This window comes from Thermococcus sp. (genome assembly GCF_026991495.1).
In the GTDB taxonomy this organism is placed as follows: domain Archaea; phylum Methanobacteriota_B; class Thermococci; order Thermococcales; family Thermococcaceae; genus Thermococcus.
Genome location: NZ_JALXBJ010000018.1, coordinates 1 through 7,894, shown reverse-complemented (window position 1 = coordinate 7,894; position 7,894 = coordinate 1). Strand labels below are relative to the sequence as shown.

Below are 7,894 nucleotides of genomic sequence, written 5' to 3'. Positions count from 1 at the left end.
GAGGGGTCGAAGACCCGCTTTGAGTTGGGTTTGAATGAGACCCCTCAAACCTCCCCGCCCTTAGCGAGGGGTTAGTTCGTTGGAACCCTCGCCCTTCAGAGCGGGGAGGAGGTCAGCCGGATTCCGCTTCAGTGTTCTACGTCCTGTACAAGGACTGGCTCCTGTGGTCGAAGGGTTCGTTGTCTCCGTCGCTTGCGAATTTCCTGGGAATGTGGCCCATCTTCGTCAGCATGAGGGAAACTAACCCGCAGTACGCCGAAGAATTCGTCAAATCCATGGGTTCCTACGCCATCAGTTATAAGTCCAATCTGACGCTGGCTCAGGCGATCTCAAGGAACGAATCCGAAAACATAGCCTTCGGCAGGGGCTTCTTCGTCCTCCGCTCCCTCTCAGCGATTATCGGGAACGAGAGCATGATCAAGGCTTACCGGACGATATTCAAGAAGTACAGCCACAGGGCCGGGGCTAACGGCGTGGACGCTGGAACATTGCAGAGAATTTTTGAGAACGTGAGCGGTCAGAAGTTAGGCTGGTTCTTTGAGGAGTGGTTCAAAACGAACCTCGTTCCCAGCTACACCGTTAAGGATTTGAAGCTCGAAAACGGCTCCACCTACAGACTGACCTTCAAGCTCGTTGACTCCTCGAACTTCACTATGCCCGTAGAGATCGCGGTCTACGACTCCAATGGAACAATCATCGGAAAGAAGACGGTGTGGGTCAAGAACGGACTCGGCAGGGTGAGCTTCGTCTTGGATAAGCGGCCAGTTAAGATAGTCGTTGACCCCAACGACTTCATCCTGAACCCCAAGCTCCAGACCACGGTTAGTGGGGTATCGGTTTTCGTTAATTAACCCCTTCCTTTTCTACTCTAAGGCTCCGGGGTTGAGGAGGGTTAAACTCTCCAGAGTTACGAGTGAGAGAATTATAGTTTTTTGTAGCTTGTGGAAACAACATCACTGTTTTCTCCTCTGGTTTGAGCCCTTCCAACGAGGTACTTCAGTTAAATAGGAAGGAGGCTAAGACTGCCTGTTACCTTTTCCCCCTTGTTTTTATTGTATTGTTTCGTATTCTAAGGAGGTTGCTGTACACCTTCTCCGCAATCTCGACTTCTGCCTTAGTTCTTTCTGCGATTTTCTCATAGTTTCCTTGGTCGTACAGTTCCCAGACAGTGGTTCCGCTTGGTTTTCTTTCTACGTTTCCAATCAGGTGTTTTATCGCCCAGTTCTGGGAGACCGGCGCGAGTACCTTTGGGTATTTTGTCTCGGGGACTATTGTTGCCACTGCGACGCTCAGGTCGAAGGGCCTTAACTTGAAATAGATGTCATAGAGCCTGGCTGGATCGGCTATTTCGTGTTTCAAGCTCCTTGCGAAAAGCACAGGAACGTCGAAGCGAGCTATCCCGAACCCTGCAACTATCGGTTCCGTGAGGTGGGAGTCGTTGCCAAGCGCCTCCCACCTCATCCAGCTTTCGCGGAAATAGTAGTAGATCCTCCTAAGAAGCTCCCTTTCCTTCTCTTTCGTGTTCTCGTCTTTATAATCCCAGATCCAGAACTCCCCTTCTTTCTCGAGTTTGTCTTCTATGGGGAAGTACCTCTGGAAGACCCCTCCGATAAGAAAACCCCCGTCGAGGTATGGGTTCGCCTTTAGCCCCGGTCGGTTCCTGTGCTCCTTTGGAGCGTAGTACTCCAAATCCAAGAATACCACGTGGGTAACGTTTGGTTTGAATCTCACTTCACACCACCCCAGTCGTATATACCGCCCCTCTGTACGAACTTGAGGGGATTGAACTTCAATCCCCGGAGTGCTTCCTTAAAGGTTGCCTCAACGAGGGAATTTCTCCAGTTGGACAGTTGGCTCTCCTCATCGTAGAACCGCCCCAGAGGGTCTATCATGAGGTAGGAATGCGTCATCAGGTCGTTATCTTCCGCTATGGGGTTGAGGTCCGCGTGCCTGTTCACGAACTCCCTGAACTGCTCCTCCGTAATGGCCAGACTCGTTGAGCCTTCATTGACTCCAGGAACGATTTTCAGCTGAAAGACCTTCCACCTCTCCGGTGTTAGTTCTTCTATTACCCAATGCATGTCTTCCTTCCAGTTGAGCCTTGTGACCACCGTGTTTATCTTGATCTGGATTTTCGGGGCGACCTTTTTTATCAGCCTCACGGCCCCTCTCACCCTTTTCACGTGGCCTCCGTCCTGGCCCAGGTGGGCTCTTCCAAGGGCCAGCTCCACCTCAGGATTCCCACTGTCGAGGCTCATTCCGATCCAGTCTATGTACTCTCCATACTCTTTGAGGAGTTCCTTTCCGGGATTCTCTGTGAGGTAATAGCCGTTCGTGACGATTGATGTTGCCATTCCGAGTTCCTTGGCGTACTTTATCAGCTCCCCGAGGGTAGGGCAGAGCAGTGGCTCACCACCGGTAAAGTTTATCTTTTTCACCCCTCCCTCTTTCAGTTTGAGGAGTACCGTTCTGGATTTCTGGATGTCGTGGCAGATGCCCTTTAGGTTGTTGAACTTGGCGAAGCAGAACTTGCACCTGTAGTTGCAGGCATCCAGCATGTGCCAGTTGACCGCGACTGGAATCTCCGAAAAAGAAAAAGCGGCGGGGGTCATTTCCTGCCCCCCTTTGAGTTTCTCGCGGCGGCGCTCATGGCCCTGCTCTTGAACCCCTCTTCGGCAGAGACTGCCCTCCCGCTGTCGACGGCACTCTGTATCCTCCTCGCAGCATCCCAGGTCATGGACTTGGAACCCTTCTTTCCCATCGAGATCACCTCCATGCGGTTGTCGTTATACTCTTGGAAGCGGGGAGACTTGTAGATTTCTTGATGAATATATTGAATATTTGAGTCACAAAATTCTTAACATGCCATACGCTTAATGGTTCTGAGGTGAGGTGTAATGGGTAACTCGGGTAACCCCGATTCCAATGGGCAAACCATGGAGAAAACCAAGTCCTGTAACGAGTGGAGGACGCTAAAGGTTCATTGTGAGGTTGGGGATGCATTTGACGAGATTAAGAGCACTCTGAAGAAGAGACACGGAAAATCACTGAACAACGATGATGTCATGAAGTTTTTCTTCTATCTTGCCAAGGTCGCACTTGAGCTTGAGGGAAACCCCAAGCTTGAAGGCGTTGCTGAGCCTCCAGAATACGACGTCCTCAGGAGCCTTGAGAGGTACTCTCAATCCATCGCCGATTCTTCTGGCATTCCCATCGAGCACGTCAGGGGTGGTGTTCTGTGGGGCATTCTGGAAGTGGCGAACGAAGCGATTCGGGAAGACTGGAAAAAAGGCAAATACTACTTAGAACTGGCCCAAAGCTGGGTGGGAGAGTATTCCCTCCACCTTTACGAAGACGGGATTTCTAAAGCCATTGCCTCGTTAATTGAAATGATTCCCGAAATCGGACAGCACAATTCCCGCAGGAAGGAGATACACGAGAAGCTCTTTGAAAACGTTGAGAATCTGGTTGGGTTGACATTCCCCACTCCCACCGTTCAAATATTCAAGGCTTTAGTTCGTAACGAGATGCACGTGAGGAAATGGGGGAGGGCGTTGAACGTTATGAAAACGGCACTCTTCTATAATGGCTACGATGATGAGAAGATTATCAGCTTGATAGGAGAGTTCATTAAAAGAGCCGATAAAGAGCTCGATCCCGAAACGCTGAAAGAGTATGTTAGGCAACTTATCAAGGCCGCGGAGTCTCTTGCCATGGAGCTGATGATAATCGAGACTGCCGCCGGGTTCATTGATGTTAAATCTCTTTACGAGGAGACCCTAAAGAGGCGCTATCTCCTTCCCGAAGACAGGCTCAAGGTTTCAAGATCGATGATTATGGCCGCTTCAAAAACGGAAAATAGGGAGCTCCTTAACCTTGCACTTGTGGTCGCCAAAAAAGAGCTTGAAACTTTGAGGGGGAGCGCCGGCCCGGGTTTTGAACCGGAGCGTGAGATGATCGCGGAGACCTTGGGAAAAGCGGGATTCTGGAACAGCATAATAGATCTCAAGTTCGATGACGAGGTTCCAGGGATTGGCTATTACCGTCTCAGGGCAATCTCTGCTATGAGAAAGGACTTTGAAAGAGGGTGGGAAGAGTTTGAGAGTCTTGCAAAGGTTATCTGCAACGAGAAATGTGCTCCCTGGGTCTCTTCTAACAAGTTATTTCTGCCGGATAGCTGTGAAGGAGAGTTGAGCGAGTGCTTTAAGGAGTTGATTAATTCGGATGTTGACTTCAAGAAACTTCGATTAGTGGCCTTTGGTAGTGTTCCCGATCTGAAAGTGGCGCACTTGGACATCCTTTGTAGTAGACATGAGAGCACGGAACGAGTTTTCCACATACCCGCAGAAGGAGAACATCCAATTATCCCCGTGGAAGCCATTTTGAAGCTCATAACCCGGCTTCTGGAGGCGGGAGTTGCCGTTAATTCTCCGGAGGACAAGCTCCTGATTGCAAAGCTTCTGAGTGGAGAAGGAGAACACCAAGAAACCGCAAAGGGCCTTGTAGAAGATGCTATCAATGAGATGAACCCAAATAGGGTAGCATTCTACTTAAATTCCCCTGAGTTTGTTAAGCTTCTGAAGGATGCTGGGATAAGCCCGCTTGAAACACTCAAAAAAGCATTGAAGGAACTCCCAGATAGGGGGGTATACAACCTTCACGTTATCCTGAAAGGCTTTATCACCGCCCTCGTTTTTGAGGCCAAAGACGAGGATGAAATCAACGAGGTCTTTAACCTCATTGAAGAAAAGAAACTGCTCGATGTACTTGCGGAAGTTATTGGAGATCGTTCCCTCAGGCACCGTATGGACTTATCGGATCTCAAACGTCTCAAACAGGATCTGATCAATTATTTTGTTGAGGCTTACATGAAAAGGAATGGCTACGCGTTAACGGCTAGATTTGTTCTGGAACGGGAACTCAAGACATCGCTACTTCCCTACCTGGTTGACGGACTGCTGAGAGAGGGGAACATCAAGATGGCCGATAAATTGGCTTCCGAGTTTGGTCTGGGGTGGTTTGCGACAGGGTGGTATGGAATTGAGGATAAGTTGAAGATCCTGCTGAAATACCGGTTTGAAAAGTGCATCTCTGAGTTTAAGAAATTACAGGACAAAAAAGGTGAAAGGAATAAAGATGAAAACGGCAAAGAACCTCCCGAGTGCTACAAAGCCGTACTTTCACTCCTCCGCGCATCAAGGAGGTACCTTAAGCCCGAGGATTACGACCTGCTGGCCGGAAAGTACGTGGGCAGGCTCTTGATGTGGAGAGTCATTGAAACTGAAAAGGGCTGAGTGGGTTCAGAAAACTCCCCACTCTTCTTTAATCCCGCCTTTTTCGGCTTTCTCCTCTCCTTCTTCCAGCTCGACGGTGAACTGCGCCTTTTCCACGACGTCCCTGCCGAGGGGGATATCCAAGACAGCCTTCAGCTCAAAGCTTCCATGGCCCATTATAACCGGCCCGCTCCATAGCTTTTTGAGGATTGAGCGGGGCGATACCGAGTCGTAGTGTGTGAATATCACCATCTTCTCCTCGGGAAGTGTTGAGATGCTGAAGTCAAAGCCCTTTCCCTCTGCAACCTTTCTCCAGAGGCCGCCGGAGCCTATTTCAATCCTGACCTTCCTCGCCTTTGAGAGCTCGGCCCAGACGCTGCCGCGGAGGAACTTGCCCTCGCCCCTAAAGCGCACCTGGGCCATGTCGTTGCCCTTGCTCAGGTCAAGCTGTCCCTCCCCGAGAATCCTCCCCTCATCTGTCAGGGAGATGATGAGCGAGCCGTCGTACCTGCCGCCCCTGATCCTCAGCGCCGGGGCATCTATGGTTCCAGTGCCGTCTTGGCGGAGTTCAACGCGAAACGGCCCCATTGGAAGCGGGGCTTCCATACCCCTACCCTTTTCCTCCGTCCGAAAGCTCCTCCTCGTGCGGTACCTCCTGCTGGTCGTCCCCGAGCTCGTGGTGGTGTGTTCGTATGTCCAGTAGCCCTCAAGGAACACCCTTCCCACATCGTAGCTAACCTCCTCGGGGAAACTCACGGAGGTCTCTGAAAGAACGGCCTCCCTGAAAAGGGCCGATGCTTTCCTGCCCTCCCCCCAAATCCTGAACCCGGCGACGATGATAACCGCAAGGACGAGAAACGGGATCAGAATAAAGAGCAGGGTAAAACTCGAGGGGAGAAAGGAGGACATGGAACCCAAGATGGAGAGGGCCACAAAGAGGAAGAACAGTGTGAAAACGGTTCCAATTACCATAGCACCAACTGGGTTCTCCTTCACGAACACCTTCCTCATGCCCACCACCGATACTCCAATGGGCAACGGCCTTATTACATTTTTCCTTCGTAGAGAAAAGTTTTAACTCAACATGAGACCAAGGGGCTTGGGTGATTGAATGGTTCGCCTTCCCCTCAGAGATGGTTTTTACGAGCTGAGGCCGAGCAAGATAATTGCCCTCGCTAAGAACTACGCAGAACACGCGAGGGAGATGGAGAGCGACGTCCCGGAAAGACCGGTATTCTTCCTGAAACCGCCGAGCGCGCTCATAGGACCTGGCGACCCAATAATCCTCCCGAGGATGAGCAAGCGCATTGACCACGAGGTCGAGCTTGCTGTGATAATCGGAACGCGCGCGAAGCGGGTTCCAGCTGAGAAAGCGATGGACTACGTTCTCGGATACACCATACTCCTCGACATAACCGCTCGCGATCTTCAGGCCGAGGCGAGGGAAAGGGGCCTTCCCTGGAGTCTCTCAAAGGGCTTCGACACATTCGCGCCGGTTGGGCCGAGGATAGCCGACAGGCGCGAGTTAAACATTGCTGACCTCGAAATCGGCCTTAAGGTGAACGGCCAGCCCAGACAGCTCGGAAGAACGAGCGAAATGATATTCAAGGTTCCCGAGCTGATTGAGTACGTGAGCTCGATCATGACTCTAGAGCCGAGCGACATCATAGCGACGGGCACACCGGCAGGAGTCGGCCCGCTGAGGCACGGGGATAAAGTCGAGGCGTGGATAGAGGGTATTGGAAAAGTGGAGTTCGAGGTTTTAGCGGAGGGCTCGATACTCTGCTAACAAAAACTTTTTTAAATTCTCTTCTCTTGACGTTTATCGGTGGTACGATGAGGGGGCGTTTAACGGTGTTTTTGAGCATCCTGATCGCGGCCATTGCCATCACGGCCGGCTGTCTCAAGGGCGGGAACTTCGTCTACTCCAAGGGAAAGAGCCTTTCGCCGGGGGAATCCCTCAGCTACTCCTTCACCGGACCGGTGCACCTTACGGTCAGGGTAAGCTCCAACGTCCCGGTTGATGTGAGGATAGTCGGGGAAAGCACTGTCCTCAAGGACTTCGGGGAGACGAGGAAAGTAGATGCCGTCGTTCAGCTACCAAAGGGGAAGTGGAAGGTGATAATCAAAAATCCGGGGGAGGAGAAGGCAACACTTGACATAGAGCTGAAAGGCTCGTGAGCTCACTTTTTGCTAACCAGCTTTACAGAAATCCACTGCATTCCTTTGTCATCGTTTTTGACGACGAGAACGTAGTCTCCCTCTGGAATTTTAACGTTATCCAGCTCGACCGCCTTTACGTGCTCCCAGGCCTTGTAGCCCTTAAAGGGCTCGCCGTTTTTCAGCCTCTCAAAGTCCTCTCTGGTTAAAATATATACGCTTATCTCGCCGTTAGCTTTCACGTAGCCGTTGAGCGTCGAGTTTCCAAGGAGCCGATACTCCCGGTAATCTTCGAGGTTGGTTTTCCACTGGTAGTTGATGTTGCCGTAGTGGGAAACGAAGTAGTTCACGCCCAAGCCGATAAAAGCCATCAACCCGAGGATTAAAACGACCATTGTGAGCTTCCTCATGACACCACCGATAAATACATGAAATACAACTTAAAAAAGTTTTTGAATTCA

Annotated in this window: 9 protein-coding genes; 4 read left to right on the top strand and 5 right to left on the bottom strand. The window is 51.0% G+C overall.

Features of this window, described 5'->3' with window-relative positions:
- The first annotated feature begins 131 nt into the window (after nt 1-131).
- Complete coding sequence (locus MVB78_RS01825) at nt 132-851, top strand: hypothetical protein (RefSeq protein ID WP_297487265.1); 720 nt, start codon at nt 132-134, stop codon at nt 849-851.
- Nucleotides 852-1,029: 178 nt separating this feature from the next.
- Here the strand turns inward: MVB78_RS01825 and MVB78_RS01820 are convergent, their stop codons facing one another.
- Genes MVB78_RS01820 through MVB78_RS01810 form a run of 3 tightly spaced genes read right to left on the bottom strand, consistent with a single transcriptional unit; the run spans nt 1,030 to nt 2,761 of the window.
- Nucleotides 1,030-1,731, bottom strand: a complete 702-nt coding sequence (locus tag MVB78_RS01820) for a hypothetical protein (protein WP_297487263.1) — start codon at nt 1,729-1,731, stop codon at nt 1,030-1,032.
- The gene (locus tag MVB78_RS01815) at nt 1,728-2,612 is read right to left on the bottom strand and encodes a viperin family antiviral radical SAM protein (protein WP_297487261.1); all 885 of its coding nucleotides are present in this window, start codon (nt 2,610-2,612) and stop codon (nt 1,728-1,730) included. Before MVB78_RS01815 ends, MVB78_RS01820 begins: the two co-directional genes overlap by 4 nt.
- A complete protein-coding gene (locus tag MVB78_RS01810) occupies nt 2,609-2,761 on the bottom strand; it encodes a hypothetical protein (RefSeq protein WP_297487259.1) in 153 nt (50 codons plus the stop codon). The genes MVB78_RS01815 and MVB78_RS01810 overlap by 4 nt, the downstream gene beginning before the upstream one ends.
- A 175-nt stretch (nt 2,762-2,936) precedes the next feature.
- On the opposite strand from MVB78_RS01810, the gene MVB78_RS01805 reads away from it, so the two are divergent.
- Nucleotides 2,937-5,294 carry a hypothetical protein gene (locus tag MVB78_RS01805; protein ID WP_297487258.1) on the top strand — a complete coding sequence of 786 codons (2,358 nt, stop codon included), beginning with the start codon at nt 2,937-2,939 and terminating at the stop codon, nt 5,292-5,294.
- A gap of 6 nt (nt 5,295-5,300) precedes the next feature.
- Here MVB78_RS01805 and MVB78_RS01800 read toward each other — a convergent pair whose 3' ends face one another.
- Entirely contained in the window at nt 5,301-6,284 is a 984-nt protein-coding gene (locus tag MVB78_RS01800; RefSeq protein ID WP_297487267.1) for a hypothetical protein, read from the bottom strand.
- A gap of 100 nt (nt 6,285-6,384) precedes the next feature.
- Here MVB78_RS01800 and MVB78_RS01795 point away from each other — a divergent pair, with 100 nt between their 5' ends.
- Both MVB78_RS01795 and MVB78_RS01790 read left to right on the top strand, forming a co-directional pair.
- Entirely contained in the window at nt 6,385-7,062 is a 678-nt protein-coding gene (locus MVB78_RS01795; protein WP_297487256.1) for a fumarylacetoacetate hydrolase family protein, read from the top strand.
- Nucleotides 7,063-7,109: 47 nt separating this feature from the next.
- Nucleotides 7,110-7,454 carry a hypothetical protein gene (locus tag MVB78_RS01790; protein ID WP_297487254.1) on the top strand — a complete coding sequence of 115 codons (345 nt, stop codon included), beginning with the start codon at nt 7,110-7,112 and terminating at the stop codon, nt 7,452-7,454.
- Between the two features lie 2 nt (nt 7,455-7,456).
- Here the strand turns inward: MVB78_RS01790 and MVB78_RS01785 are convergent, their stop codons facing one another.
- Complete coding sequence (locus MVB78_RS01785; protein WP_297487252.1) at nt 7,457-7,843, bottom strand: hypothetical protein; 387 nt, start codon at nt 7,841-7,843, stop codon at nt 7,457-7,459.
- Nucleotides 7,844-7,894: the final 51 nt, after the last annotated feature.

Coding starts and splice junctions, on each gene's coding strand:
- MVB78_RS01795 (WP_297487256.1), top strand. CDS start 6,385: ATGGTTCGCCTTCCCCTCAGAGATGGTTTTTACGAGCTGAGGCCGAGC.
- MVB78_RS01815 (WP_297487261.1), bottom strand. CDS start 2,612: ATGACCCCCGCCGCTTTTTCTTTTTCGGAGATTCCAGTCGCGGTCAAC.
- MVB78_RS01785 (WP_297487252.1), bottom strand. CDS start 7,843: ATGAGGAAGCTCACAATGGTCGTTTTAATCCTCGGGTTGATGGCTTTT.
- MVB78_RS01800 (WP_297487267.1), bottom strand. CDS start 6,284: ATGAGGAAGGTGTTCGTGAAGGAGAACCCAGTTGGTGCTATGGTAATT.
- MVB78_RS01790 (WP_297487254.1), top strand. CDS start 7,110: ATGAGGGGGCGTTTAACGGTGTTTTTGAGCATCCTGATCGCGGCCATT.
- MVB78_RS01805 (WP_297487258.1), top strand. CDS start 2,937: ATGGAGAAAACCAAGTCCTGTAACGAGTGGAGGACGCTAAAGGTTCAT.
- MVB78_RS01810 (WP_297487259.1), bottom strand. CDS start 2,761: ATGGGAAAGAAGGGTTCCAAGTCCATGACCTGGGATGCTGCGAGGAGG.